The following is a 26,549-nucleotide window of genomic DNA, read 5'->3' on the forward strand; positions in this document are numbered from 1 at the left end:
CAATCCCGTGCGCCGCTCGATCTCCCGGATCGGCATCCCCTCACGGAAATGCCAGCGCCGGATTACGCTCAATAACGCCATGTCGATCACTCCTGGATCCCCCGACCAACAGCCAGGGGACAATCAAAACATGGGTCAATTCTCAGTGAAAACTTCTGCCCCTAAAGGGTCAGATCTCGGTGACATTCAACAGATCTACATCAGGGAGGACTCCCCGGCTGCCCTCGAAGCGGCGGTTGCGGAAGGCACACTGGACTGCGGCCTTGGGCCCTCGCCGGAGCGATCAGGATTGACGTTCCGACGGATAGGACAGGAAACCATCTTCCTCGGCGTGCCGTCCGAACATCCGCTCGCCGAACAAAAATCCGTCAACCTGGGCAAACTGCAAGGCGAAAAGCTGCTGGCACTGGGTCGGGGACACCGGCTCCTCGAGAACGTCCGCCACCTTGCGGATGCTTCGGGCGCGCATATCGTGGCAGACTTCGAGGGAACCAGCCTCGACGCGATCCGCCAGATGGTCTCGATCGGCATGGGGATGTCGCTATTTCCCGAACTCTACGCGCGCGCGGAATTCCGGGAAGCCGACGATGTCAGACTGCTCGAGGTCGAAGGATGGAACGAGCGACGGGACGTCGGCCTCTACTGGCGCGACAACAGCGGACGTCAGCGCCACTACCTCGCGCTCGCGGAAGCCGCGGACGTCGCGGCAAGCGGGCTGGGTATAGCGCGCTAGGCGAACGCTGCCGATCGATTTGTCCCGAGCAAACCGATAGGGGATGCACCCGATCATCGAACGCCCTGCCATCTTTAGCTATGCCGCTGATCGACGCAGGTAATAACTGGAGAAGGGCAAGCGCCGTTCAAGCGACATGGCTCAAAGAATGCCTTCTCCATAAGAGCATCCAATCGGCTGGTCTGAATTCCATGGCCGCGATGACGCTTTATTGCCCTGACTACAGAATCCGAGCCGCAACCGCGACGAGGATCACTGCCAGCGCGGCCAGTGCCGGGACCATTACCGCCGCTCCCGCGGCGACCGAGAGCCCCGCGATCCAGTCGAGCTTCCTGTCAAGCCAATGCCGAGGGCGACCGGAACCGGCCACGCCAGAAGCCCCGTCATGCCGTCGCCGGACGCAGGACGTCCGCCCTCGATGTCGGCGCGCCTATCGGACGGCACCCGCAGCGAGTTGGCCACGACCAGGATCGACGAGGTCGACATCGCCACGAGCGGCGTGATGTAGCCGCCCACAGCCAGGGGCAGCGCCAGCGCGTTGTAGGCGATAGAGAGGTTGCTGGCGTCCTGCAGTCGACCGTACTGCTCCAGCTGGTAGAGCATATTCTTCAATGCTCTCGTGGCCTCCCTGACGTAGCCGCTCCAAAGGAGATGACGCATCGACGACCTGCATTCCGCATGGCCGACAAGCGCGACCAGCATGGAGCCGCCGCCGAAGGCCGCCAGAGCCAGCGCGGTGTCCGCAGGGATGGTTGCCTGGCCGAGACGTCACTGTTTTCAGCGATGGAGACGTGGGGCTGCAAGGCATTGTGCTCAGCGCAACGCGGCAATCCGTAACCCACATTCTTGACTGGTTCCACCTATCGATGTGGCTTCGGCACATCGAACAGGCATGGGAAGGCCTCAGGCACGTCGGCGATCTGAACATCTACCGTCAGCGCCTACCTGATCGTGACGAGCTTGACCTCGGCCCCTTCGCCGGGCGCGAGCGAGAAGGATACCTCGTCCGAGCGCGTCTCCTGCGCCACCGTGACGCTTAAGACCAGCGGCGCCTACTCCGACATCAAGCGGATGATGTAGGTCGCCATGTCACATCCCGCTTGCCCTTCAGGTCTCAGCGGGTTCGTAACGTCAGGATCCTTCATCGTCGTTCCGCCCAACGGGACGCCTTAGTAGGATCTCGACGTGATACAGAGCCTGGAATGCTTCGCCCGCAAGCGCCTGCCGATGTACGACATAGAGGTCGCCTGGGTTATCCAGCCCCGCATCGAGTCCTTCACTGTTGTTGAGCTGGACGGCGGAAACGAGCCCACGGCCGCCAAGAGAATGATCCTTCGAACTCTTGAGGAATTCGACCCCGATGCGCCGGCTGCAAAGCCCGACTGATCGCAGGTCCGCAGATCAGTAAAGGAACGGCGGCGAGACATTTCTCTCGCCGCCTTCCTTGCAGATACAGCGCTGCCGTTCCTGCAATGTCAGCGATAGCTCGCGTAGACCTCGGTGGAACCATCCCGCCTGACCAGAAGGACGTCGCAGGGGTCTGCGTTGGCCATGTCGCCCATGCCCGGCGAGCCGTATGGCATGTCGGACACCGTCAGCCCGATCGCGTCCGGCCGCTCTTCGAGCAGGCGCTGGACCTCGCGGGCGGGAACATGCCCCTCGATCACGTAGCCTTCGATCTTTCCCGTATGGCACGAGGTCTGCCCGGGCTTCAGCCCGGTTGCCGCCTTCGCGGCCTTGAGGTCGGCCAGCGGCAGGTCGGTCTCGGTCACGGTGAAGCCCGCATCGCGCATGTGCTTGCCCCAGGAAAGGCCGCAGCCGCAACAAGGCCGACTTCAGCACCTCCATGGACCCTGCCGCCCAGGATGCCTGGCTGGATCAGCGCCACCGCCGTGAAGGCCAGAGCACGAGCGAAACTGTTGAACATCTAGCTGCGCCTCTATCGGTCGCGACGAACTACTGGACGCTCAGGCCGCACTCAGTGGTGAAGAGAAAACTTCTCAATCAATGAGGAGGCCCGTTACCAACGGCATCTGTCAAGGTTCGAGGCGGGCTCTTATTGCTGCGGCGCGGGTTCCGGTGTGCCGCCGAACCAGCCGGTGGCATAACCAGTCACGATCAACACCACGGCAATGGCGATTAAAGCATACCAGAGGTTCCTGCCCGAGAAATTCATCGTTGCCTCCTTCCCACCCGTCACAAGTCTTAGGAGATACCGGTCTACGCTTCAGCGCAGTGGATTACCCCAAAATTACAATAGCCCAAGCGCGGACTTTTGAGAAGTTGGTCTACGAATCCGTGACATCGAGTCACGGATGCGACGCGGGATCGAAAGGAAAGCGCGGGTCAATGCTCAAGCTCTCGAACGATCGTGTCCCGTAGCCGGGCAGCAGCGGGGCTCAGATCAGGCGCCTCGATCAGCGCCATTTCCGTGTCCTTCAGGTCGGGAAGCCCTAGAGCTTCATCATTGAGAATGGCGAGATCAGTTGGAACCATCTCCTTCGGCAATACGGTGATGCCGAGGCCCGCGCGAACGGCCGCGTGGGTGCCGGCCAGGGAGCCGCACGTATAGGCGACACGCCAAAGGCGCCCCATCGTGTCGAGCGAATCGGTCGCCCGTTTCCGGTAGACGCACGGCCGCGGCGAGACAATGAGCGGAAGTGGGCCCTCTGCCTCTGCGATCTGTCGGTCGGCGGCGACCCAGACCAGCGGTTCCCGCCACACGCGGATGCCGCCCATCGCGCCTGAGGGCTCCCGTTTGACCAGCGCGATGTCGAGACCGCCAGCCCGGAAGCGCTCGAATACCTCGAGCGTCAGCTCGCAGGTCACTTCCAGGGCAACCCAAGGATGGGCGCGCGCGAACTTGGCCAGCACGCTCGGCAGGTGGCTGGTCGCGAAGTCCTCTGGCGCCCCGAGGCGAACGACACCCGAAAGCTCGCGCTCGGTAAAGCGCCCGACCAGCTCGTCGTTTAGGCGCAAAAGGCGCCGGGCGTGGTCGAGCAAAAGCTCGCCTTCGCTTGTCAGCGACAGATGTCGGGGAGTCCGGTCGAGCAGCTTCACCCCGAGGCTGTCCTCCAAGCGCTTCATTTGCAGCGAGATGGCCGATTGGCCGCGCCGCAGCCGCTCGGCGGCCCGCGAGAACCCTCCGCATTCCACAACGGTCACGAAAGCGCGCAAGAGGTCGGGATGGATGTTCATGCATGTTACCAGGGATCTGGATGAAGATTGAGCATCGCAATCGTAGAGACGAGAACAATCAATTTCAACAATTCATCCTTGGTCCCTATCCTGCCGGCGTTCAGAGATGCGCCAGGAGGATCGATGATGAGCACTCGGCTGAAGTCGGAAGGCCTAACCGACTTGGAGAACCCTTCCGGGAAGCGTGGCGCCGTCCCGGTCACAGTCGCCTTCGGTGACGGTATCGGGCCGGAGATCATGAAAGCCAGTCTCAAGGTCCTGGTTCAGGCCGGGGCGGACATCGCCATCGAACCGATCGATATCGGAGAGCGCCTCTATCTTTCAGGCAACACCTCCGGGATCGGACCGGAAGCCTGGGATAGCCTGCGGCGCACCAGGGTCTTCTACAAGGCGCCGATCACGACGCCGCAGGGCGGCGGCTACAAGAGCCTCAATGTGACGGTGCGCAAGACGCTCGGCCTATTCGCCAACGTCCGGCCCTGCGTCGCCTATCCGCCCTTTATCGCGACCAAGCATCCCGGCATGGACGTGGTCATCATTCGCGAGAATGAGGAGGATCTGTACGCGGGCATCGAGCACCGGCAGACCGATGAAGTCTACCAGTGCCTGAAGCTGATCTCGCGGCCGGGGTGCGAGAAGATCGTCCGCTACGCCTTCGAATACGCGCGCGCGCACGGCCGCCGGAAGGTCACCTGCTTCACGAAGGACAACATCATGAAGCTGACCGACGGCCTGTTCCACAGGGTCTTTGACGAAATCGCCGCTGACTATCCCGACATCGAGAGCGAGCACTGGATCGTCGACATCGGCGCAGCGAAGCTGGCCGATACACCGCAGGCCTTCGACGTGATCGTGATGCCCAATCTCTATGGCGATGTTTTGAGCGATGTAGCCGCCCAGATCGCAGGCTCCGTCGGCCTCGCGCCGTCGGCCAATATCGGCCAACAATGCGCCATGTTTGAAGCGATCCACGGCAGCGCACCACGGCGAGCCGGCCAGGATGTGGCCAACCCGTCTGGCCTTCTCTTAGCCGGTGTCATGATGCTGGCGCATATCGGCCAGCCCGAGGTCGCCAGGCGCGTGCACAATGCCTGGCTCAAGACGATCGAGGACGGCATTCATACCTATGATGTTTTCAAGGAAGGCTTATCCAAGCAGAAGGTCGGCACAGCAGCCTTTGCCGAGGCCGTGATCGAGCGGCTTGACCAGACGCCGAAGACGTTGCGCAGTGTCGCGCACGGCGCTGCGTCAAAGCCTTTCGCCGTGCCGCAGGCCCGGCCAACGAAGCCGGCCAAGAAGGAATTGGTCGGGATCGACGTCTTCGTCCATGCAACCAAGCCCGTGGAGGAACTCGCCCGCGACATGCAGGCGGCGGCCAACGAATTGTTCGCGCTCACCATGATCACCAATCGTGGCGTCAAGGTCTGGCCGGATGGTCTGCCCGAGACCTTCTGCACCGACCACTGGCGCTGTCGGTATCTCGCGCGGCCGGGCAAGCAATTCAACAAAGCGATGATCGTGGAGCTGCTCAAGAATCTCACCTATACGGGCGTCGACTTCATCAAGACCGAGCATCTTTACAATTTTGATGGGGAGCCAGGTTTCTCACTTGGTCAAGGTCAATGAAGAATTCGCGCTGGGCTCAGGACCTGTTAATTGGCGGGCGAATGTGATTCAGAGTGGTTGCAGTTGATGTCGTCCTTGCGCGCTTGCTCGCGCTCCATGCCAAGCGGATCGATCTCTCGCTCGACCGCATGTGGCGCTTTCTTGCCCGGCTTGGCCATCCTGAGCGCCGCCTGCCGCCGGTGATTCATGTTGCCGGCACCAACGGCAAGGGTTCGACCGTTGCTTTTCTGCGTGCGATCCTGGAAGCGGCCGGGTTCGGCGTTCACGTCTACACCTCGCCCCACCTCGTGCGCTTCAACGAGCGCATCCGTCTTGCGCGACCGGGCGGCGGCGTGCTGGTGGGCGACGACGAATTGTCGGATGCACTCGCGACGTGCGAACGGCTGAACGCCGGCGATCCGATCACGTTCTTTGAAATCACCACGGCTGCGGCTCTTCTGCTGTTTGCGCGCCATCCCGCGGATGTGCTCCTGCTCGAGGTTGGCCTCGGCGGACGGCTCGACGCAACGAATGTGGTGGACCGCCCGCTTGCGACAGTCATCACTTCCATTTCGCATGACCATCAGGAGTTCCTTGGCGATACGATTGAACTGATCGCGACCGAGAAGGCAGGTATCCTCAAGCCTACTGTGCCGGCAATTATCGCGCCGCAGTCGCCGGCGGCGCTCGCGGTGATCCAGCGGCAGGCGGCGCGTCTCTGCGCGCCGCTGCGGATCGGTGGCAAGCACTGGAGAGCGACGCCTGATCGCGACCGCATGGTCTTTCGGGACGGCAACGGAATCATGGAACTGCCTGCGCCGCGTCTGGTTGGCCGTCATCAGCTCGATAACGCGGGCACAGCGATAGCAACATTGCGTTGCCTTCCTGCGCTGCAGATTCCGAACGCAGCCTTCGGGCAGGGGATCACGAGCGTCGAATGGCCCGCGCGCATGCAGCGTCTCGTCCGCGGTCGGATTGCTGTAATGGCGCCTCACGGCGCCGAACTATGGCTGGACGGCGGCCACAATCCGGACGGCGGCCGCGCGGTGGCGGGAGCGCTGGCCGATCTTGATAGGCGCGATGCGCGGCCGCTCATACTCGTCGTCGGCATGCTCGCGAACAAGGACTGCCAAGGCTTTCTCATGAACTTCGCCGGCCTCGCCAGCGCCGTTATCGCCGTTCCAGTTCAGCAAGACACCGCTTTGCCGCGCGAGGAGATCGCGCAAACGGCCCGTCGCGTCGGCATTCCGGCAGAGACCCACGACAGCATCGCTGAAGCGCTTGCCTCCATCCCCGCGCTTGGCCTCGATCCAGCTCCGCGAATCCTCATCACCGGCTCACTCTATTTAGCCGGAGAGGTGCTTGCCGCGAACGGCCTGCCATCGATTTGAGTGATCAGATAAGGCGCTTTTGCAAGGGACGCCTTAACCCAGCTTGGTTATGAACTCCCCGAGACCGCGAATTTCTCGGCAGACTTTCCAGCGGGAATGCCCATACAACATAATGCTCGATATGGATACGGAAATCGGTCGAAAGGGTCTTCGGCGTCGCACCTCCTGCAGAAATTGAGTCACAACTTCGACCTCTGGCAGCAGGCCACTCAACCGATACTGAAAGAAATACGAAAGATCTTAAAGGACTATCAACCCGACTTTACTACTTTACTACCTGATGGTTCTTGAGAATTGAGGTCGGATTTATCGTTATGAACGCTCCAGAGTTTCACGCCCCCGGCACTTTATCGCACCGCAAGATTCGCGGCGCGGCGCTTATCATTGCCGCCGCGGCTACGCTCATGCTGGCGTTCCAAGTCGTAGGACAGTGGACTCACGATAGCCCGTTCGCAGGGGTGATCTTTTGGGCAGAAGTCGCGGCTGAGATAACGGTCGTTGTCACAATCGCGATGGCCGCCCCGCTGGCACTTCGAGAGATGAGGGGACGCCGCCAACTGGCGACAACTGCGATCGAGGCGCGCAGGCAGGTCGAGATGCTCCTCAAGATGACCGACATGTTACAAAGCGCGATGTGCTATGCTGATGCGAATGCAGTGCTTCGGGCGACGGCAGGTCAACTGCTCCCCGGCTTCGGCGGAGCGCTTTACGTCTTCAACAACTCAGGTGACCGGCTCGACCTGTCGATAGCCTGGGATTGGCCAGAAGACAGCCAACCAGCCGACACCGTTTCCCCTTCGCATTGCTGGGCGCTAAAGCGGGGCAAGCCGCATGTGAACCAAGCCGGTCCCGGAGCGTTGCGCTGCGAGCATCACGATCAGAGCGTTGTAGTCTTTGAAATCCCGATGATGGCCCGGGCAGAGATCTATGGGCTGTTCAACGTGCAGGCGAGCGGCCCGGACGCGGAGGCACGCCTTTCTGGGGTCGCTCCGCTTGCGGGGGCCATCGCTGATGCAATGTCACTGGCGCTTTCCAACATCGCCCTTCGAGAAAAGCTTCGCACGCAAGCGCTGCGCGATCCGCTGACCGGCCTTTATAATCGCCGCTATATGGAGGATGTGCTCGAGCGCTATGCCAATCTGGCCAAGCGCAATGACAGCCCGCTCACCGCGATCATGATCGATCTCGACCATTTCAAGCGCCTCAACGACGAACATGGCCATGCGCTTGGCGACTCAGTCCTAAGCGGGGTCGCGGCGGCGATCGTCGGCGCTATCCGACCCTGCGATATCGCATGTCGATATGGCGGCGAGGAGTTGGTCGTGCTGCTGCCCGACTGTGCGTTGATCGAAGGGGTTGCGAAAGCTGAGATGATTCGCGCCCGGATTGAGAGCCTCTCAGAAAACTACGGTACGCGCATAACCGCATCTTTTGGAGTCGCGACGATTTCGGAGACTTCGGCAAAGGCAGGGGATCTCCTCGCCGATGCCGATGCCGCTCTCTATCGGGCCAAGCAGGAAGGTCGAAACCGTGTCGGCACCGCCCCGCCTCGCTCCAGCGGCGTCGTCGGCCTGAATCTGGCCGCTGCAGCGGAATAGCCGGTCCGTGCCCCTGGTCCGGCGGTAGGTAGAATGGTGCCATTCCAACATCGGGACAGTTGCCCCGAAAGCCGAGTGCATGCGATGCCGGTTGTGAAAGCCTTTGACGAAGCCGAACGCTTCGCGCCTGAGCATCAGGCTCTAGAAATGCTCGTCACGAATAACCTCGACGTCGGAAACCACCACGATCCCGGCGTAGTTTTCGAGAAGTGGCTGGGATTGTTCCACGATGCGGCGCACGATCTCCTCCGCGGCAACCACGATGATCATGACGTTGCGAAACACATCGGAGAGGTGAGCCTCGTCACGTATGCCGCGATTGCCTTTGCCAGAGACATTGGGCACGATGGTGTAGCCCTTGGCGCCTACCGCCTCGATCATCTCAATGATGGCGCGGGCGCGCGCCGCTTCCACGATGATCTCGATCCTCTTCTTCCGGTAGAGTTGCGTCACGGGACAGTCCTTTCGATCACAGTGCGACGAGCCATTGCGCGCCAGCGTAATAGAGCGGGATGCCGACAATCAAATTGAACGGAAAGGTGACGGCCAAAGACAAGGGAATGTAGATCGCCGGATTGGCCTGCGGCAGCGACAGGCGCATTGCCGCCGGAACCACGATATAGGAGGCGCTTGCGGCGAGTACGGCGACGAGCGTCATGCCGCCCAAAGACAGGCCGATGGCATGGGCTGCGAGCAGCCCGATCATGGCTCCGATCAGGGGCATGTAGAGGCCGAACGCCACCACCGGCCAGCCCACCGCTCTGAAGTCGTGCAGGCGGCGGCCGACAAGCAAGCCCATGTCGAGAAGGAAGACGGCAAGCACGGCCTTGAACGGATCGACAATTGCCGGCGCCATTACCGCCATGCCCTTGTCGCCTGTGATCCAGCCAATCGCGAAACTGCCGCCGAGCAGCACGACGCCGCCGCTCAGGAACACCTCGCGGGCGACCTCTCTCGAAAGGAAAGGCGCGCGCGACGCGGTCGGTCCGGCAGCGTTAGAGCGACGGGCAAGGAGAAGGCCGGTTACGATCGCCGGCGTCTCCATGAGGGCGAGCATCGCCACCACGTAACCTTCATACGGTATGGCTCGGTATCCGAGAAAGCCGGTCGCCGCAACGAAGGTTACGATGCTGACGGAACCGTAGTGCGCCGCTACGGCGGCTGCGTTTGGAATATCGAGCCGTGTGGCCGCGCGGAGTAAGGCATAGGCAAGGAGAGGCAGGCAAAAACTGAGCGCGAGCGCCAGGACCAAGGCGACTGCGACTGCGCCGGCAACGCCGTTCGAGGCGAGCTCGACGCCGCCCTTGAATCCGATCGCCAGCATCAGATAGAGCGACAAACCCTTGCTGATTGCCTCGGGGATGGCGAGATCGGATTTGAGCCAGCCGGCTGTGACGCCCAAGGCAAAGAACAGGACCATCGGTGACAGTAGGTTGCCGATGGCAAGCTGGAGCAGCGTATCCACAAGGAATTGTCCTGCTGTTATGAAAGCTAGGGTTGAGCGAGGAGATCGAAGTGATTAGTTGCGTCGGCGGCCTCCAATGACGTTCGTCAACGCTCCGGTAGAACTGTCCCACGACATGGGTTCACCGATCAGGCCCTGGAACACCTTTCGCAACTGCTCGGTCTGAAGCAGAATAGAATTGCTGTCGTCATCCGCATCGAAGACGGGATGAAACTGGCCTGCGCTTGGGTGTTGGCGTGATGGCTGCTGCTTGATCAGGGCTGATACCAGTGTTTCGCGGAGAGTGATGGGGTCAGACGATGCTCCTCCATGGTCGGCATCGAGCCAGCACAGACACCATATTCCACTCACGCCGACGCTTTCGCGAATCTGGAAGTGGCACAGGCGAGACGCCAAGCCGAAGCCGCATATTTCAGGCGGCGCGTCCACCATCACGGGATCTATCCATATTCCGACCAATCTCCGGTCCTGTTGCGCACGCACTGTCGGGAGCCGCGCGCGCTGAAATGCCAGAAACTCCCCAGCCTCCCGGCAAGTGCGGGGAACATCGTCTCTGGACCGCACTAGGAGTAAAAGGCAGTTGGCTAATTGTGACACTGGCAGCACCCCTTCATTAGCCCCAGCCGGGCGAGCTCGTACGCGTCCTGCGCCCCCAGGTTGCCGCATCCCCGCCTGAACGCGGGGTGCCAGCACACAATCAGCCCGCATCCGCTATGGATGCGAACGCTGTATCACGATATAAGAGACGCGACACTCATTTCGTATTTCCATATAGGAGGTCTCGTTCATGCTGGCAACAGCAAGGTCCCAATCTGATGCATCACCATCCGCCAGCTGGACGTTTCTGACCAACCACGCCCACGTGCTGCTATGCTTGGTCGAGAACCCAGAGGCGAGAATGCGCGAGGTTGCCGTTCGGGTCGGGATCACGGAGCGCGCCGTGCAGCGCATCGTCGCCGAACTGGAGGAGGCAGGCTATCTCAGCCGCATGCGTGAAGGGCGCGCCAATCGCTACATCGTCCATGAGGACTTGTTCCTCAGGCATCCTGTCGAAAGTCATTGCACGATCGCCGAACTAATTGAGATGGTGATTGGAACGCGAAGGCGCGCCGAACCCTCCCGCAAAGGCGTTCGCCGCGCCTGACGGCATCTATCTTTGTCTTCGTGGTTGACGATAGCAGCGAGCGGACCCGCTTAAGACTTGGCTGGCGCTTTGTCGTCGACGAACAGGTCCGTCTTCGCTGCTTCGCTGATCGCCACGACGGCAGGATGAGTCAATTTGCGCTCAACCGAGATGGCATAATACCTCGCTGCGACGCTGTCGGCACGGCCAATGATCTCGGCTGCGTACTGTTCGCGGATTTCGTCGGCCAATATTGCCGGTGCAGGGAAAATGCCTGCGCCCGCCTTGCCGAAGGCCTTCATCAGCGCGGTGTCGTCGAATTCGCCGACAATGCGCGGCTCGATCTGATGTTCGCTGAACCACCGCGTGAGCGCCCCCCGTATTGTTGCGCCGTCGCTTGGGATCAGCATGGGTGCGCCGTCCAGAGATCGCGGAAAGCCCTCCTGGTAGCGTTCGGCAAGTCCGGGCACGGCATAGAAGGCGACAGGTGTGCGCCCGAGAGAGTGGCTGTAGCCTTTCACCCCCAGTTCGGAGGGTAGCGGCCGGTCGGCGATCACGAGATCCACCTTGTGAATGGCGAGTTCCGCGAACAGCCGGTCCAGCTTGTCTTCCCGGCAGATCAACCGCACACGCCCCGCACTGGTCAGTGCCGGAGCCAGCAGGTGATAGGCCATCGACTTGGGAACGACATCGGCCACCCCCACCCGGAACAGCATGTCGCTGCGGCCGGGGCGGTTGCGCACCGTTTCTTCCAGTTCTCTGCCGATCTGGAAGATCTCGTCGGCGTAGGAAAGGGTCAACTGCCCCGCCGCAGTCAATTCCAGCCGCCTCCCGGCGCGGCGGAACAGCTCGGTTCCGAGCGCTTCCTCCAGCGTGCCGATCTGGGCGCTGATGGTCTGCGGCGCCAGATGCAGCTGCTCGGCGGCGCGCGCAATGCTGCCGGCCTTCGCGACCCGCCAGAAATAGTGCAGCTGCTTGTAATTCAACACGGCCGGCCAATCCAATCAGCAGTTTTTTTCGACTGAAACACACCGGATTATCTGCTTTTTCTGATGATCGATCAAGCCTAATACTGCGCGAACTCGGCTGGTGGATGGAGGAATGATGAGAATCGCGATTCAAGTGCGTAACGCGGACCTCACAGAGGAGCTGCGTGAGCATGTGGAATATCGGCTGGCATTCGCACTGTCGCAATTTCCAGAGCACATTCGCGGCGTTGCGGTAGTCTTGTCCGATATCAACGGACCGAAGGGCGGCATAGACAAGCGCTGCAGTCTGCGCGTTCGGCTGAACGGGCGGTCAGATATCGTCATCGAGGAGACAGAGGCGGACTTTCATGTCGCGGTGAATCGCGCCGCGGATCGGGCCAAGCGAACTCTGGGGCGCCGCCTGCGGCGACCTTACCCGTTGCGGAGTTGCCATCACGCGCGAGGAAGTACGCCGCAAGCTCTGTGAGTTCCGTCGTCAGGCGATCGTGCAGACCCGCGAGACCGACTGAATGACCCGGAAGAGACGACTGGCGAAGGCAAATCGCTCGGCACGTATAGATGACGCGCCATCGCGTGCGAACTGCACGTGCCGTAGCACTGAATCGCCGCTGCGCTGCTGCCGCGGCGCAGCGCTGTGAATGCATGTCTGCAAAAGGCACGAGCCGACCGGTCCATCACAGGAGAACAGAATGATCGACGTGAACAAGCTGCTGAACACCGTGCTGGCGGGTGACCCGGCATCACGGCAAGGCAACGCGGAAGTCGGACTGCCGGTCGACCGCAGTAGACGCGCGGGCCTCGGCGATTACCTCTCCAGCAATGTGGGCGCACTCGGAACTGGCGCGCTCGCGGGTGGTTTGGCGGGCACGCTCCTGACCTCCAAGCACGCGCGGAAGCTCGGCGGCAGCGTTTTGCAGATCGGGGCTGTCGCCCTGCTCGGAGGGCTCGCCTATAAGGCCTACAGCAACTATCGCGACGGCAAGCCGCTCGTTCCGCAAACCATCCGCGATGCGCTTGGCGGCCTCTCGCCGCAGCAGGCCGGTGCGGCACAACCGGCTTCGGGCGGTCTGTTGTCGCCACCAAGTGCTCTGCCGGCAGACAGCAGCGCCACCCTCCTGTTGCGTGCGATGATCGCGTCGGCCATGGCCGATGGTCGCCTTGACGAGACCGAGCGTTCCCGTTTGATCGAGCGCGTCGAAGCGAGCGCTCTCCCGGGCGAGGAGCGGCATTTTCTCGAGTCTCTGATCGCCCATCCGGATACGCCGGAGCAACTCGCCGCCGCTGCGAATTCTCCTGAGGAGGCCGCGCAGGTGTACCTGGCAGCCTTCATCGCAATTGATGCCGATACTCCCGCCGAAGCGGCTTGGCTCGACGATTTGGCCAACAAGCTCGGCCTCGATCCGCTTTTGCGCAGGAACATCGAGGCCGCCGGCCGCGGTACCGCGTGATCTTGTAGGACGCGCGATCGGAGAGCCAATGACGCTGAATGCGATCCAACGTTCGAGCTTGAAACGTCCTGCTGCGGGCCGCACCCGTGAGGCAGACCGGAAGGTGTCTGCGAAGCGCCTCCTGTCCAGGATCGTTCGCATCCGAGCTGCCGTCATTCGGGAGAGCCAAGCCATTGTGGAGGACTGGACCCCCAACGTGGCTCGGCCGAGTTTTCTGCCTGGAGCCATCAATCTCGCGCAGTATCTAGCGTTTCGTCGCCATGATTTAAGCGGTCTACAACATCAGCTCTCGGCGCTTGGACTGACTTCGCTCGGGCGGAGTGAGGGCCGCGTCATGGCGACCCTTGACGCCGTCTGCGCGAGGCTGACCGAAATCGCCGGCGAGCCCGCCGTGTCCCATCCCGTCCCCTTAGCCTTCCGGAACGGAAAGCGGATTTTGAGGCGAGAGCAGGCCAGGATTTTCGGGAGCGATCCGCACGGGCCCGGCACGCGGATCATGGTCACGTTGCCGACCAGAGCCAGTGAAGATCGCGCCCTGGTGGCTGACATCATTCGGGCCGGCGCCGATTGCCTGCGCATCAACTGCGCGCATGGGGGACCCGAGACCTGGGCGGCCATGATCGAGAACAGCCGCGCCGCGGCGGCTGAGCAAGGCAGGACCTGTCCAATCCTCATGGATATCGCCGGCCCGAAATGCCGGATCGCCGAAGTCTGCGCGCCGAAGAAGACGCGGCTCCACCGCGGCGACCTTCTCATGTTGGCCGGTCGAATGCCCGCTCAGCTAAAGGCTGGCGATATCATCATCCGTGTGACGTTCCCTGCCGTACTTGATCAGCTTGAAGTCGGAGCACGGGTCTTCATCGACGATGGCCGCATTGGAGCGCGTGTCGAAAGGATTGAGCCTGACGGCGCGATGCTTCGCGTGGAGCAGGCGCGCGGCAAAGGGGAGAAGCTCAGACGCAAAAAGGGACTGAACTTCCCGGATACGGCGCTCGATCTTCCGCCTCTGACCGAGAAGGATATCCACGATCTCGATTTCGTTGCTGAGAATGCCGACCTCGTCGGGTTCTCGTTCGTTCAGCGTCCGTCGGACATCACGCTTATTCAGAGGGAATTGGCAGCACGACGCGGCGGACGTCCCGTGCAGCCTCTCGTGATCAAGATCGAAACCGCGCTCGCCGTCAGGAACCTTCCCGAGCTGATCGTGCATGGCGCCGGGCAACAGCCACTGGCGGTCATGATCGCGCGAGGCGATCTCGCGGTCGAAAGTGGCTTCGAGAACATCGGCGAAGTCCAAGAGCATATTCTCTGGCTTTGCGAGGCGGCCCATGTGCCGGTCATCTGGGCGACCCAGGTGTTGGCCGGGATGGTCGAACAAGGAGCGCCCAGCCGAGCGGAAGTAACCGATGCGGCCATGGCGCAGCGCGCCGAATGCGTGATGCTCAACAAAGGACCTTTCATCGTCGAGGCAGTACGTTTTCTCGACAATGTGCTCCGCCGCATGGATCGCCATCAGTCGAAGAAGTCGGCCCGCCTCATGCCGCTGGAGCTCTGGATAGAACCGCAAGATGCGCGTCAGGCGCGCGAAGCGGAGCGAAGGTGACCCCGGTGAACGAGATGACCCTCCTTCGGCCTGACGACTGGCACGTGCACCTTCGGGATGGGGCCATGCTGCAGATGGCGCTGCCATGGACGGCGAGCACCTTCGGCCGCGCCATTATCATGCCCAATCTCGATCCGCCGATCACGACGGCTGCCCAAGCTGCGGCGTATCGCGATCGGATCCGGCGCGTCTTGCCCGACGGCTCCAGGTTCGTGCCGCTGATGACCTGCTTCCTCACCGATGAGACCGATCCAGTGGAGGTAGCTCGAGGCTTCGCCGAGGGAGTTATCACCGCGGTCAAGATGTATCCGGCGCGCAGCACGACCAATTCCGCCGCCGGTGTCACGAATGTCCGCCGGGTCTATCCGGTGTTGGAGCGGATGCAGGCCATCGGCATGCCGCTTCTGGTCCATGGCGAGGTGGCCGACGGCGAGGTCGACGTCTTCGACAGGGAGAAGGCGTTCATAGACCGGGTGCTTGTCCGGCTGCGGTCCGATTTCCCGGCGCTGCGGATCGTCCTGGAGCACATCACGACCGCCGAAGCCGTGGACTATGTGCAGGACGCCGAGGGGCCCATCGGAGCCACCATTACTGTTCATCATTTGATGATCAATCGCAACGCGATGTTCGCGGGCGGTATCCGGCCGCATATGTTCTGTTTGCCCGTGGCCAAGCGGGAGGGCCATCGCCTCGCATTAAGGAACGCCGCGACCTCCGGCAACCCCCGCTTCTTCCTCGGCACGGATTCGGCGCCGCACCTGGTCCGGGACAAGGAATCGGCCTGCGGCTGCGCCGGCATCTTTACGGCGCCGGTTGCGCTCGAATTGTACGCCCAGGTCTTTGATGAGGAAGGGGCGCTCGATCGGCTCGAAGCCTTCGCGTCGCTCAACGGCGCACGTTTTTACGGCCTGCCGCCCAATACCGAGACCGTCACGCTCGTGCAGTCAGCTTGGAAGCCGCCCGAAACCCAGCCGGTTGGAAGGGAGCAGGTGCGGGTGTTCTGCCCGGAAGGCGTGGTCCGTTGGCGCATTGCGCCGACGGATTGAAAGCAACGGATCCCTATTCACAAACCGAGGCCGACCCATGACACATAGCTTCGACAAATCCAGGCTGCCGAGTCGCCACACGACCGTTGGTCCCGAGCGCGCGCCGCATCGTTCGTTCCTCTACGCCATGGGGCTGACCGAAAAGGAGATTGCCCAGCCCTTTGTCGGCGTCGCCACCTGCTGGAACGAGGCGGCGCCGTGCAACATCGCGCTCAGCCGCCAGGCGCAGGCGGTCAAGCTGGGCGTCAAGGCGGCCGGCGGCACGCCGCGCGAGTTCACCACCATCACCGTGACCGACGGCATCGCCATGGGTCACCAGGGCATGAAGTCGTCGCTGGTGAGCCGGGAAGTGATCGCCGATTCGATCGAGCTCACCATGCGCGGCCATTGCTACGACGCGCTGGTTGGCCTTGCCGGCTGTGACAAGTCGCTGCCCGGCATGATGATGGCGATGGTCCGCCTCAACGTCCCGAGCGTGTTCCTTTACGGCGGAACAATCCTGCCCGGGCGCTTCCGCGGCAAGGACGTCACCGTGCAGGACGTCTACGAAGCGGTGGGCGGCTATCAGGCTGGCCAGATTTCCGCTGACGAGCTGCACGCGCTCGAATGTGTCGCTTGCCCTTCCGCAGGCTCCTGCGGCGGCCAGTTCACCGCCAATACCATGGCCTGCGTCTCCGAAGCGCTTGGGCTCGCACTGCCCGGTTCGGCCGGTACCCCGGCGCCCTACGAGAGCCGCGACGCCTTCGCGGAAGCGTCCGGCAAGGCCGTGATGAACCTGCTGGCGCGCGATCTCAGGCCGCGCGACATCGTCACCCGCAAGGCACTGGAGAACGCCGCTACCGTGGTGGCGGCTTCTGGCGGCTCGACCAATGCGGCGCTGCACTTGCCGGCGATCGCGCACGAGGCGGGCATCGACTTCGACCTGCATGCGGTCGCCGAGATCTTCAAGCGCACGCCCTACATCGCCGATCTCAAACCCGGTGGGCGCTACCTTGCCAAGGATCTGTTCGAGATCGGCGGCGTGTCGGTGCTGCTGAAGGCGCTGCTCGACGGCGGCTATCTGCACGGCGACTGCATCACGGTGACAGGCAAGATGATCGCCGAGAACCTGGCCGACGTGGCCTTCCCGACCGACCAGGACATCGTTCGCCCGATCTCCGACCCGATCACCACCACCGGCGGCGTGGCCGGTCTGCGCGGCACGCTCGCCCCCGAGGGCGCGATCGTCAAGGTGGCTGGTATGACGAACCTCCAATTCCGCGGGCCGGCCCGGTGCTTCGACTCCGAGGAAGCGGCCTTCGACGCCGTCCAGAAGCGTAAATACCAGCCGGGGGAGGTCATCGTCATTCGCTATGAAGGGCCAAAAGGCGGGCCCGGCATGCGCGAGATGCTGGCGACCACGGCAGCCGTTTACGGCCAGGGCATGGGCGACAAGGTGGCGCTCGTCACCGACGGGCGCTTCTCCGGCGCCACGCGCGGCTTCTGCATTGGGCATGTCGATCCGGAAGCGGCCGTTGGCGGCCCGATCGCATTGCTGAAGGACGGTGACATCATCGCCATCGATGCCGAGGCGGGTACGCTTGACGTCGAGCTCTCGGCCGAGGAGCTGGAGGTTCGGCGCAAGGACTGGGGACCGCGTCGCCACGACTTCCAGTCGGGGGCGCTTTGGAAATTTGCGCAGACCGTGGGGCCCGCCTCGAAAGGCGCGGTCACCCACCCTGGGTCCGCCGCGGAGACGCACTGCTATGCCGACATTTGAAAGCCGGGCGAAGCTGAATGCCCCACGGCCATTCGCGGCTGCACGCACCGTGTCGTGGCGACCTGGCCGCGCGCCGCCTCTGCAAGTGACTCTTGGAAGCTCAAGAAGCCGCCATCTTCTCGGCGGCCGCACAAGTCGAGAGACCATGCTGATATGACAGTCATCGAAGCTCCCAGCCGAGTTGATGAACGATTCTCGCACATACGCCGGCTCGAGGCCGAGTCGATCGCCATTATCCGCGAGGTTGCCGCCTGTTTTCAGCGGCCCGTGCTGCTCTACTCGATCGGCAAGGACAGCTCGGTCCTGCTGCATCTGGCGCAAAAGGCATTCGTACCGGCACCGCTGTGGTTCCCGGTGCTGCATGTCGATACCGGATGGAAGTTCCGGGAAATGATCGCCCACCGCGACAGCACAGCCGCGCGCCTTGGCTTCGAACTCCTGGTTCACACGAACGAGGAAGCCGCGCGCGCTGGCATCACGCCGTTCACCGCATCTTCGGCGGTCTACAACCATGCGATGAAGACCGAGGGACTGAAGCAAGCAATGGCGCGCTGGGGTTTCGATGCCGCGATCGGCGGCGCACGCCGCGACGAGGAGAAGTCGCGCGCCAAGGAGCGCATTTTCTCACACCGCAACCCAGCGCAGCGCTGGGAGCCAAAGACGCAGCGGCCGGAGTTCTGGCATGCTTGGAACACGCGCCTCGCCCCCGGCGAGTCGATGCGTGTATTTCCGCTGTCAAATTGGACCGAGCGCGACGTCTGGGACTACATCTGGATCGAAGGCATCTCCCTCGTTCCCCTTTACTTCGCGAAACCTCGGCTCGTCATTCGGCGCCAAGACACCTGGATCATGGTGGACGACGACCGCATGCCGCTCGAGGCGGGAGAGTCCCCCGAAAAGAGGTCGGTCCGGTTCCGCTCCATCGGCTGCTATCCCTATACCGGCGCGATCGATAGCACAGCCGCCACGCTCGCCGAGATCCTGCTTGAGATGCGGTCGACGCGCATGAGCGAGCGCCATGGACGCTTGATCGACCACGACCAGGCCGGATCGATGGAGCGCAAGAAGCAGGAAGGATATTTCTGATGCGCGACACGCCCCATCAGATGCCGGAAGAGGAAAGCCCGGACGCTATCATCGCCCGCGTCATCGCCGCCGAGCAAGCCAAGTCGCAGCTTCGCCTGTTGACGTGCGGCAGCGTCGATGACGGCAAATCCACGCTGCTCGGACGAACCCTCTACGACGCCGACTGCGTCTACGAGGACCAGCTTGCGCGCCTGTTCAATGAGAGCAGAGGCCGCGTGCCGGAGGGCGACCTCGACTTCGCGCTGCTGCTCGACGGGCTCATGTCCGAGCGCGAGCAGGGCATCACGATCGACGTTGCCTGGCGATTCTTCGAAACCGACAAGCGCAAGTTCGTCGTCGCCGACTGTCCGGGCCACGAGCAATACACGCGCAACATGGCCACCGGCGCATCGCAGGCGGATGCCGCCTTGCTGCTGATCGACGCGCGCAAGGGCGTCCTCACCCAGACGCGACGTCATGCTCATATCCTCGCCTTGATGGGCATCCGCCACGTCGCCGTGGCGGTGAACAAGATGGACCTGGTTGGCTTCGACCGCACTGCGTTCGAGCGTCATGCGGCCGAGATTGCCGACCTTGCCGAAGCGCTCGGCTTCACCGACGCGGTTGCCATCCCGGTCTCGGCGCTCAAGGGCGACAATGTGCTGACCCGCTCGGCCGCGATGCCCTGGTTCGACGGCCCTACGATCATTGAATGGCTGGAGTCGGTCGACGTCGCCGCCGCCGTCGTCAGGGGACCGTTCCGCATGCCGGTGCAATGGGTCAGTCGCGCCGGCCAGGATTTTCGCGGCTACTGCGGACGGATCGTCCGCGGCCGGGTGCGACCGGGAGACGAGTTGATGGTGACCCGCTCCGGCGCGCGTGCCGTCGTCGCTCGGATCATGCCGGAATATGATTTGGGCCAGGCCGTCGCCGGGCAGTCGGTCACGCTGGTGCTCGACCGCGACGTAGACGTAAGCCGTGGCGACGTGCTGGCTGCGGCCGATAGGCCGCCCGTCATCGCGGATCAGTTTCAGGCGCATCTGCTGTCGTTGGGCGAGGCGCCCATGATCCCCGGCCGCCAATACCTGATGCGACTCGGCACCGACGAAGTGCCGGTGAGCATCACAGCACTGAAGCATCGGATCGACATCGACACGCGTGCGCATCTGGCTGCCCGTCAGCTCGCAATGAACGAACTCGCGGTCGTGAACCTCGCTGCCGATCGCCCAGTGGCCTTCGACCCTTATGCCGAGAACCGCGACATGGGCGGCTTCGTGCTGGTCGATCGCATCACCCATGCCACGGTGGGCGCTGGGATGATCGACTTCGCGCTGCGGCGCGCCGGCAATATCCCCTGGCAAGCCTTCGATACCGCTCCCGATGCGCGCGCCGCGGCGCAGGGGCAGCGCCCGGCGATCCTGTGGTTCACCGGACTGTCGGGGGCTGGCAAGTCGACGATTGCGAACATCGTCGACCGCAAGCTGATGGCCACCGGCTTCCATCCATTTGTGCTGGACGGCGACAATGTCCGCCACGGGCTCAATCGCGATCTCGGCTTCACCGAGGCGGATCGGGTCGAGAACATCCGCCGCATGGCCGAGGTCGCCAAGCTGATGGCCGATGCCGGGCTTGTCGTGCTGGTCTGCGCGATCTCACCCTACGCGCGCGACCGGGCGCTCGCCCGTGAGATCGCCGGCAGCCATCCATTCTATGAGATCTTTGTCGATGCGCCGCTGACGGTGGCGGAAGCGCGCGATCCCAAGGGGCTTTATGCGAAGGCCCGGGCGGGAAAAATCGCAAATGTTCCAGGCATCGATGTGCCCTACGAGGCGCCGGAGGCGCCGGAATTGCGGCTCACCTCCCACGACGCGCCAGCCGAGGCGCTGGCCGATCGGGTTCTCCATCTCTTGCAACTCGGCCGGACCCTCAAAGTAACCGATAACTAGGGAGCCTTCGCCCAATGTACAGCACCGCGGACAGCCATTTCCGAATCGACGCGGGGTCGCGCCTCCATGCCGATCCCTGATCCCCGCGACACCCTCTCTCACGCGCTTCCCGATCAGGCCGGCGGCGACCAATTTCATCTGGCGGGCGCAAGGGCCGTGATCGCCACGATGCACGGCAAGGAGCGTGTGATCGCCCCGTTGCTCACCGAGGCGCTTGGCCTCGATTGCGTTGTGCCGGGGGCCTTCGATACCGACCGCTTCGGGACCTTCACCCGCGAGATCGAGCGGACCGGCACGCAGCTCGACGCCGCGCGTGCCAAGATCGCCGCGGCGTTCGAGCATGAACCGCACACCCGTGTGGCTATCGCAAGCGAGGGCAGCTTCGGGCCACACCCATGGATTCCGTTCGCCCCGCTCGGCCGCGAGCTCGTGCTGCTTGTCGACCGGCAGACTGGGCTTGAGATTACGGGCCACGATGCAACCATCGACACTCACTTCGCCCACCGTGTCGTCGACGGCCCCGCTGCGGCCTTCGCGTTCGCCGAACGGATGCAATTTCCCGAGCATGGCTTGATTGTGATGGGTTGCCGCGGCGACCAACCGGCACCGGACATTGCGCTATGGAAAGGAATTGTTGCTGCTGACGCTCTCGATCGTGCCGTCCGCGAAGCCGTAGCGCGCTGTGGCGCGGCCTTCATCGAGACCGATATGCGCGCCCATTTCAACCCGACCAGAATGCAGGCCATCGAGCGCGCCACCGTCGATCTCGTTCGCCGGTTTCGCAGCCGCTGCCCGGCTTGCGCCTATCCCGGCTTCGACGTCACCGAGCGCGTGCCTGGGTTACCTTGCGAATGGTGCGGCGAGCCGACCCAGGTGATTAAGGCGGAGGTCTTGAGCTGTGCGGCGTGCGGCCATCGCGTCGCACGGTCGGTTGCAGAACGTCCCACGGCCGATCCTGGACTGTGCAACCAGTGCAATCCTTGATCTCAGGATACCGTTCTGGCGACCCATCTTGCCGCGGTGCCAACGTCAGTGGCTCCCATGAACGCCTCGTGCGTGTCCCTCAACAGGGCCACTATCGGCCGCGCGAGGTAAGTACTCTCGTTCCATGGACAGAGGTCAGTTGCCAAACGGCATGGCCAAGGATTCAAAGTGGGCCTTATTGCTGTAGTAGCCTGACCCGCCTACCGTGGGCCAACTCGTTTTTGCGGGTGCGGTAACATATGGCGGGATATCCTTGGAAACCTCTCAGGCTTTATTGCTGCTCGAGGCCCTCGGCATCGGCCTTCTGATCGGGATCGAGCGCGAGCGGAATGCAGGCGAGCCCGGAGGCCCCGCCCCAGCAGGCGTGCGCACCTTCGCGCTCGCCTCGCTGACCGGCGCGCTGAGTCAGATTGCCGGGGGCTGGCCGATGCTCTCCGTCGCCCTCGCCGTCATCGGCGGCCTGCGCATGGTGACGCATCTGTCACAGCCAGATCGGCAGGCGGGCCTGACCACCAGCCTTGCGCTGCTGATCGTGGTCGTGCTGGGTGCGCTGTCGATCGACCACACCTTCCTCGCGGCGGCCTCAGGCGTTCTGGTCGCGGCGCTCTTGGCCGCGCGCACCGTGCTGCGCGAGTTCAGCCGCTCGGTACTCAACGATTTCGAGATCCGCGACGGGCTGATCCTGGGCGTCTCAGCGCTCTTGATCCTCCCGATCCTGCCGAACGAAGGCTTCGGTCCGGGCGGGGCGATCAACCCGCAGAACCTGTTCGTCATCATCATCCTTGTGATGGCGATCGGCGCGGTCAGCCACATCTGCACACGGGTCTTCGGTGACCGGCTGGGCCTGCCATTGAGCGGTTTTCTGTCCGGGTTCGTTTCAAGCACCGCGACCGTCGTCGCCATGGCGAGGAAAGTGCAGGATCGACCGGTCGAAACCTACCCGGCCGCCGCCGGTGCGACATTCTCCTCGGTCTCCTCGCTCGTGCAGACAGGGATCGTGCTGCTGTTCCTGAGCCCCTTGATGTTTTCGCTTGCAGCCCCGGTCCTGCTGGTCCCGATGGTGGTTACGCTGCTCTTCGGGGTGACGCTTGCGCGTTTCGGATTGCGCGACGGGGGCGAGGGCCAGGGGCTCGAACTTCCCAGCCGTATCTTCAGCGTCCGGGAAGCCATCAACTTTGCCCTGATTGTGGCCACGGTGATCGTCGTTTCCGCCTTGTTGAACGACCGTTTCGGGAGCGAGGCCGTCCTCTTGTCAGCCGCGCTCGCGGGGCTCGTCAGCACCGGGTCCGCCGCGGTTGCGCTGGCCTCGCTGGTTGTGGCCGGGCAGTTGCCGGCGTCCGAGGCGGTCGTGCCGCTGGCAGCAGCGATCAGCGTGAATGCCGGTGTGCGGATCGTCCTGGCCCTGCGTGGAAGGGCGACGCCGTTCGGCTGGACGGTCGCCGGCGGCCTGCTGCTGACCGCCGCCGCTGTCTGGGCGGGGTGGTGGTTTGCAGCTGCCATCAGCAGCATGATCATGGCCTGAGCGTCGTGCCGCGTCGCGAACGTCAGAGGCTTCGATGAACGCCTCGTGCGTGTCCTTCAGGCCGTTGCCCAAACGGCATCCGCCAAGTTTCGAGGCGGACTCTTACTGCTGCGGTGCGGGTTGCGGTGAGCCGCCGAACCAGCTGGTGGCATAGCCAATCACGATCAACTCGGCTAAGGCAACCAGACCTAACCAGAGGTTCCTCCCGAGATATTCATCATTTCCTCCTCCCTGCCCGTCGAGAATTTGGATAAGTCCAGACGACGTTTCAACGCAGTGGAATGCCTCGGTTGCACAGTGGCCCAAGCGCGAAACTCTGGAGAAGTCGATCAATGAATCCATGACATCGAGTCACGGATGCGACGTGGAATCGAAAGGAAAGCGCGCGGGTCAATGTTCAAGCTCGCGAACGACTCTTAGCCGGGCCGCAGCGGGCTCAGGGCAGGGCCTCGATCAGCGCCATTTCCGTGTCAGTGCTCCTGCTGGGAGCGGTCGCCGGTTTGGTATTGCTCGCCGGAGGCGGGTAACTGCTGGTCGCATCCGCCATCAACCTTGCCGTGGGCCTCGACATTTCGGAAGCCGCTATCGGGCTCACAATCGTCGCTGTCAGGACCTCGCTGCCCGAACTCGCCACCAGCCTGCTCGCGGCGCGTCGGAGGGAGTCCGGCAAGCGCCAGGTCTATGTACGCCACATCGGCTACCGGCCGAGCTACCGCCCGACCTCCACACGCGGCGAAAAATTCTCGTAACCGCTCTTGAAAGGTGCTTTTGCGTCTTTATCTCTTCAGCCGTGATCCGGGCCCCTCTGGTGCGTAACCCGCACGATGTCGGTTCACCTCAGGGGCCGGCTTTTCTCGCTTCACTGGTAGTGGAGCAGGTCCCTTGTCAAACACGGCAAGAGGAGTTCCGCCATGACAAAATTCCGCTCGAACGACGACGACATCTTTGCTCGCCGCCCACTCGCCGAGCTGCGTGCCCGGCTTGATCGGCATACGCTTGCGGCCGAGGCCGATGTAGCGGGCCAGGAAGCCTTTATGGAAGCTGCCATTGCAGCGGCCATGATTATCGCCCATGCCGACGGCGAGGCGGACGATGCCGAGCGGCGCAGGATCGTGTCCCTATTTCGGACAAATCCGATGCTGCAGGGCTTTTCGACCGACGATGTTGCCCGCGAGATAGAAGCCCACACCCATGCCTTCGCTGCGGACCGGGATTCGGCTCTCGGCAGGGCGCGCGCCTACATCGTTACGGCAGACCTCACGAATCCGCAGTTTAGATCGCTGATCCAGATCTGCATGTCGGTACTGGAAGCTGACGGCATCCGTCACTCCTTCGAGGAAGAGGCGCTCGCAGAAGTCGCCTCGATGCGACCGTGGGGCTACCGGTAATCGACCGGCGGGAGTGATATAGATGGACTTCCTTTTCCTCGACTTCATGGGCAAGCCGGTCTGGACCTGACTTGCTTTCGTCGCGGGCGTCGGGCTGCTGCTCGCTTCGACCTGGGCGTGCTGCACCGCAAGAGTCATGCGATCGGCGTCGGGGAGTCCCTCGGCCTTTCGGCGTTCTACATTACCATTGGCCTTGGCTTCGGTGGCATTTTCTGGCTATGGCTCGGCTCGCAGGCCGGTATGGAATATCTGACCGGCTTCGTTGTCGAAAAGAGCCTCGCGATGGACAATATTTTCGTCATCGCCATGATCTTTTCCTACTTCGCCATCCCCCCGCCTATCAGCATCGGGTTCTGGTGTACGGCATTCTCGGTGTCGTGATCCTACGCGCCATCATGATCGCCGCCGGCTCGGCAATCATCACCGAATTCTCGTGGGTCCTCTACCTCTTCGCGGCCTTCCTCGTTGTGACCGGCATCAAGATGCTGTTCACGGACGACAAGAAGCACGACATGCCAAAAAGTGCTGCGGTGCAATTCATGAGCAAGCACCTGAACATGATCAAAGGAGCTGCACGGAGAGAAATTCTTTGTGCGCCAACCCGATGTCGCGGGAAAGGTTCGATGAGCGGCCCTTTTTCAATTCATATTCATGATACAAGCGTTGCAAACTATGTCTTGAGTGATACGGTATTTTCATGGAAGACGATCGGCCACCAAACCAACCATGGCTACTTTTGATCCACCAACTTCCCAGCAAGCCGGCCTATCTGCGCGTCAAGATCTGGCGTCGGCTGCAGGGAATCGGCGCCGTCGCAGTAAAGAGTACCGTCTACGCGCTGCCGGCGACCGCAGAGACGCGGGAGGATTTCGCGTGGCTCCTGAAGGAGATCGTCGAGGGCGGCGGCGAGGCGATGGTGTGCGAGGCGCGGCTGATCGATGGCCTTTCGGACGACCAGGCGCGGGCGCTGTTCGATGCGGCGCGCGATGCTGACTATGAGGCGATCGCGAACGAGGCTCGTGCGCTCGCAGAGACGCTAGATGCGGCGGCGGGCGGTGAGGAGAAGACAGAAGCGCGCAACCAGATCCGGCGCATGCGCAAGCGGCTCGCCGACGTCATGGCGATCGACTTCTTCGGCGCCACTGGGCAACTCGGTGCGGGAGGTGCCGTCGCTGAACTCGAGAGCCGGCTTACGGCTGACGAGGACATGGACGCCGCAGAGCCACAGGCTGCGCCGACACTTGCGGACCTCAAGGGGCACGTCTGGGTTACGCGCAAAGGCGTCCACGTCGACCGCATCGCCTGCAGCTGGCTGATCCGCCGCTTCATCGACTCCGATGCCGTCATCCGCTTCGTGCCGGGCAAGGACTACGTCCCTAAGCCGGGCGAGTTGCGCTTCGACATGTTCGAAGGCGAGTTCACCCACGAGGGCGACCGCTGCAGCTTCGAAATGCTGCTTGCCCGCGTCGATCTCGACGACCCGGCCCTTCAGGCGCTCGCCGAGATCGTCCATGACATCGACCTGAAAGACGGCAAGTTCGCGCGCGAGGAAGCGGCCGGTATTGCTCATCTCATCGCCGGCATCGCGATCGCTCATGCGGACGACGAGGCGCGCATCGCCGAAGGCGCGCCCGTCTTCGACAACCTCTACCAGTATTTCCGCAAGAAGCGCCGGTGACGCACAGG

Annotated in this window: 28 protein-coding genes and 1 pseudogene; 21 read left to right on the top strand and 8 right to left on the bottom strand. The window is 62.8% G+C overall.

Annotated features, from left to right (window positions below):
• Positions 1–130 precede the first annotated feature (130 nt).
• On the top strand, positions 131–733 hold the full coding sequence (locus GO014_RS18545; RefSeq protein ID WP_179953011.1) for a LysR substrate-binding domain-containing protein: 603 nt from the start codon (positions 131–133) through the stop codon (positions 731–733).
• A 282-nt stretch (positions 734–1,015) separates the two neighbouring features.
• Here GO014_RS18545 and GO014_RS19310 read toward each other — a convergent pair whose 3' ends face one another.
• Positions 1,016–1,435 carry a hypothetical protein gene (locus GO014_RS19310; RefSeq protein WP_246204736.1) on the bottom strand — a complete coding sequence of 140 codons (420 nt, stop codon included), beginning with the start codon at positions 1,433–1,435 and terminating at the stop codon, positions 1,016–1,018.
• Positions 1,436–1,476: 41 nt separating this feature from the next.
• On the opposite strand from GO014_RS19310, the pseudogene GO014_RS18555 reads away from it, so the two are divergent.
• Positions 1,477–1,671 (top strand): annotated as a pseudogene (locus GO014_RS18555) (hypothetical protein); the annotation flags it as partial.
• 247 nt (positions 1,672–1,918) lie between these two features.
• Positions 1,919–2,119, top strand: a complete 201-nt coding sequence (locus GO014_RS18560) for a hypothetical protein (protein ID WP_090599467.1) — start codon at positions 1,919–1,921, stop codon at positions 2,117–2,119.
• A gap of 89 nt (positions 2,120–2,208) precedes the next feature.
• On the opposite strand, the gene GO014_RS18565 is transcribed toward GO014_RS18560, so the two are convergent.
• Both GO014_RS18565 and GO014_RS18570 read right to left on the bottom strand, forming a co-directional pair.
• Complete coding sequence (locus GO014_RS18565; RefSeq protein ID WP_090599463.1) at positions 2,209–2,526, bottom strand: DUF411 domain-containing protein; 318 nt, start codon at positions 2,524–2,526, stop codon at positions 2,209–2,211.
• 553 nt (positions 2,527–3,079) lie between these two features.
• A complete protein-coding gene (locus tag GO014_RS18570) occupies positions 3,080–3,931 on the bottom strand; it encodes a LysR substrate-binding domain-containing protein (RefSeq protein ID WP_090599459.1) in 852 nt (283 codons plus the stop codon).
• Between the two features lie 126 nt (positions 3,932–4,057).
• Here GO014_RS18570 and GO014_RS18575 point away from each other — a divergent pair, with 126 nt between their 5' ends.
• From GO014_RS18575 to GO014_RS18585, 3 genes are all read left to right on the top strand, one after another.
• Positions 4,058–5,557, top strand: a complete 1,500-nt coding sequence (locus GO014_RS18575) for an NADP-dependent isocitrate dehydrogenase (protein ID WP_090599533.1) — start codon at positions 4,058–4,060, stop codon at positions 5,555–5,557.
• A gap of 53 nt (positions 5,558–5,610) precedes the next feature.
• Positions 5,611–6,927 carry a bifunctional folylpolyglutamate synthase/dihydrofolate synthase gene (locus GO014_RS18580; RefSeq protein WP_343031017.1) on the top strand — a complete coding sequence of 439 codons (1,317 nt, stop codon included), beginning with the start codon at positions 5,611–5,613 and terminating at the stop codon, positions 6,925–6,927.
• 314 nt (positions 6,928–7,241) lie between these two features.
• Positions 7,242–8,525 (top strand): sensor domain-containing diguanylate cyclase, encoded by a 1,284-nt coding sequence (locus tag GO014_RS18585; protein WP_090599456.1) that lies wholly within the window; start codon positions 7,242–7,244, stop codon positions 8,523–8,525.
• Between the two features lie 141 nt (positions 8,526–8,666).
• On the opposite strand, the gene GO014_RS19450 is transcribed toward GO014_RS18585, so the two are convergent.
• Genes GO014_RS19450 through GO014_RS18600 form a run of 3 tightly spaced genes read right to left on the bottom strand, consistent with a single transcriptional unit; the run spans position 8,667 to position 10,425 of the window.
• Positions 8,667–8,978 carry a DUF190 domain-containing protein gene (locus tag GO014_RS19450; RefSeq protein ID WP_210183956.1) on the bottom strand — a complete coding sequence of 104 codons (312 nt, stop codon included), beginning with the start codon at positions 8,976–8,978 and terminating at the stop codon, positions 8,667–8,669.
• Between the two features lie 16 nt (positions 8,979–8,994).
• Positions 8,995–9,990 carry a sodium-dependent bicarbonate transport family permease gene (locus GO014_RS18595; RefSeq protein ID WP_090599452.1) on the bottom strand — a complete coding sequence of 332 codons (996 nt, stop codon included), beginning with the start codon at positions 9,988–9,990 and terminating at the stop codon, positions 8,995–8,997.
• A 54-nt stretch (positions 9,991–10,044) separates the two neighbouring features.
• A complete protein-coding gene (locus tag GO014_RS18600) occupies positions 10,045–10,425 on the bottom strand; it encodes a hypothetical protein (protein ID WP_143009458.1) in 381 nt (126 codons plus the stop codon).
• 352 nt (positions 10,426–10,777) lie between these two features.
• Here GO014_RS18600 and GO014_RS18605 point away from each other — a divergent pair, with 352 nt between their 5' ends.
• Entirely contained in the window at positions 10,778–11,134 is a 357-nt protein-coding gene (locus GO014_RS18605; RefSeq protein ID WP_090599445.1) for a helix-turn-helix transcriptional regulator, read from the top strand.
• Positions 11,135–11,184: 50 nt separating this feature from the next.
• On the opposite strand, the gene nhaR is transcribed toward GO014_RS18605, so the two are convergent.
• Complete coding sequence (nhaR, locus tag GO014_RS18610; RefSeq protein ID WP_090599522.1) at positions 11,185–12,102, bottom strand: transcriptional activator NhaR; 918 nt, start codon at positions 12,100–12,102, stop codon at positions 11,185–11,187.
• Between the two features lie 115 nt (positions 12,103–12,217).
• Here nhaR and GO014_RS18615 point away from each other — a divergent pair, with 115 nt between their 5' ends.
• The 9 genes from GO014_RS18615 to GO014_RS18655 all read left to right on the top strand — a co-directional run bounded on the left by GO014_RS18615 (position 12,218) and on the right by GO014_RS18655 (position 23,475).
• On the top strand, positions 12,218–12,568 hold the full coding sequence (locus GO014_RS18615; RefSeq protein ID WP_157291785.1) for an HPF/RaiA family ribosome-associated protein: 351 nt from the start codon (positions 12,218–12,220) through the stop codon (positions 12,566–12,568).
• 223 nt (positions 12,569–12,791) lie between these two features.
• Complete coding sequence (locus GO014_RS18620; protein WP_157291786.1) at positions 12,792–13,550, top strand: tellurite resistance TerB family protein; 759 nt, start codon at positions 12,792–12,794, stop codon at positions 13,548–13,550.
• A gap of 28 nt (positions 13,551–13,578) precedes the next feature.
• Positions 13,579–15,153: a pyruvate kinase gene (locus tag GO014_RS18625; RefSeq protein ID WP_157291787.1), complete on the top strand. Its 1,575-nt coding sequence runs from the start codon at positions 13,579–13,581 to the stop codon at positions 15,151–15,153.
• A gap of 65 nt (positions 15,154–15,218) precedes the next feature.
• On the top strand, positions 15,219–16,199 hold the full coding sequence (gene pyrC / locus GO014_RS18630; protein WP_244505151.1) for a dihydroorotase: 981 nt from the start codon (positions 15,219–15,221) through the stop codon (positions 16,197–16,199).
• A 37-nt stretch (positions 16,200–16,236) separates the two neighbouring features.
• Positions 16,237–17,958 carry a dihydroxy-acid dehydratase gene (gene ilvD / locus GO014_RS18635; protein WP_157291788.1) on the top strand — a complete coding sequence of 574 codons (1,722 nt, stop codon included), beginning with the start codon at positions 16,237–16,239 and terminating at the stop codon, positions 17,956–17,958.
• Between the two features lie 153 nt (positions 17,959–18,111).
• Positions 18,112–19,044 carry a sulfate adenylyltransferase subunit CysD gene (gene cysD / locus GO014_RS18640; RefSeq protein WP_157291789.1) on the top strand — a complete coding sequence of 311 codons (933 nt, stop codon included), beginning with the start codon at positions 18,112–18,114 and terminating at the stop codon, positions 19,042–19,044.
• Positions 19,044–20,969: an adenylyl-sulfate kinase gene (gene cysC / locus GO014_RS18645; RefSeq protein ID WP_343031018.1), complete on the top strand. Its 1,926-nt coding sequence runs from the start codon at positions 19,044–19,046 to the stop codon at positions 20,967–20,969. Before cysD ends, cysC begins: the two co-directional genes overlap by 1 nt.
• A 66-nt stretch (positions 20,970–21,035) precedes the next feature.
• Positions 21,036–21,953, top strand: coding sequence for a DUF6671 family protein (locus GO014_RS18650; RefSeq protein ID WP_244505149.1), 918 nt, complete (start codon positions 21,036–21,038; stop codon positions 21,951–21,953).
• Positions 21,954–22,206: 253 nt separating this feature from the next.
• A complete protein-coding gene (locus GO014_RS18655) occupies positions 22,207–23,475 on the top strand; it encodes an MgtC/SapB family protein (protein ID WP_157291790.1) in 1,269 nt (422 codons plus the stop codon).
• Positions 23,476–23,577: 102 nt separating this feature from the next.
• Here the strand turns inward: GO014_RS18655 and GO014_RS18660 are convergent, their stop codons facing one another.
• A complete protein-coding gene (locus tag GO014_RS18660) occupies positions 23,578–23,817 on the bottom strand; it encodes a hypothetical protein (RefSeq protein ID WP_090599424.1) in 240 nt (79 codons plus the stop codon).
• A gap of 188 nt (positions 23,818–24,005) precedes the next feature.
• Between GO014_RS18660 and GO014_RS18665 the strand changes: the two genes are divergently transcribed.
• The 5 genes from GO014_RS18665 (at position 24,006) to GO014_RS18680 (ending at position 26,541) form a co-directional block, all read left to right on the top strand.
• Positions 24,006–24,224 carry a VirB3 family type IV secretion system protein gene (locus tag GO014_RS18665; protein WP_246204740.1) on the top strand — a complete coding sequence of 73 codons (219 nt, stop codon included), beginning with the start codon at positions 24,006–24,008 and terminating at the stop codon, positions 24,222–24,224.
• Positions 24,225–24,386: 162 nt separating this feature from the next.
• Positions 24,387–24,863 (top strand): TerB family tellurite resistance protein, encoded by a 477-nt coding sequence (locus GO014_RS18670; protein ID WP_157291791.1) that lies wholly within the window; start codon positions 24,387–24,389, stop codon positions 24,861–24,863.
• A 117-nt stretch (positions 24,864–24,980) separates the two neighbouring features.
• Complete coding sequence (locus GO014_RS19690; protein ID WP_425482104.1) at positions 24,981–25,244, top strand: TerC family protein; 264 nt, start codon at positions 24,981–24,983, stop codon at positions 25,242–25,244.
• On the top strand, positions 25,220–25,603 hold the full coding sequence (locus GO014_RS19695) for a TerC family protein (protein ID WP_425482105.1): 384 nt from the start codon (positions 25,220–25,222) through the stop codon (positions 25,601–25,603). The genes GO014_RS19690 and GO014_RS19695 overlap by 25 nt, the downstream gene beginning before the upstream one ends.
• Positions 25,561–26,541 (top strand): chromate resistance protein ChrB domain-containing protein, encoded by a 981-nt coding sequence (locus GO014_RS18680; protein ID WP_157291792.1) that lies wholly within the window; start codon positions 25,561–25,563, stop codon positions 26,539–26,541. The genes GO014_RS19695 and GO014_RS18680 overlap by 43 nt, the downstream gene beginning before the upstream one ends.
• Positions 26,542–26,549 lie beyond the last annotated feature (8 nt).

Source organism: Devosia marina (assembly GCF_009758415.1).
GTDB classification, from domain to species: Bacteria; Pseudomonadota; Alphaproteobacteria; order Rhizobiales; family Devosiaceae; genus Devosia; species Devosia marina.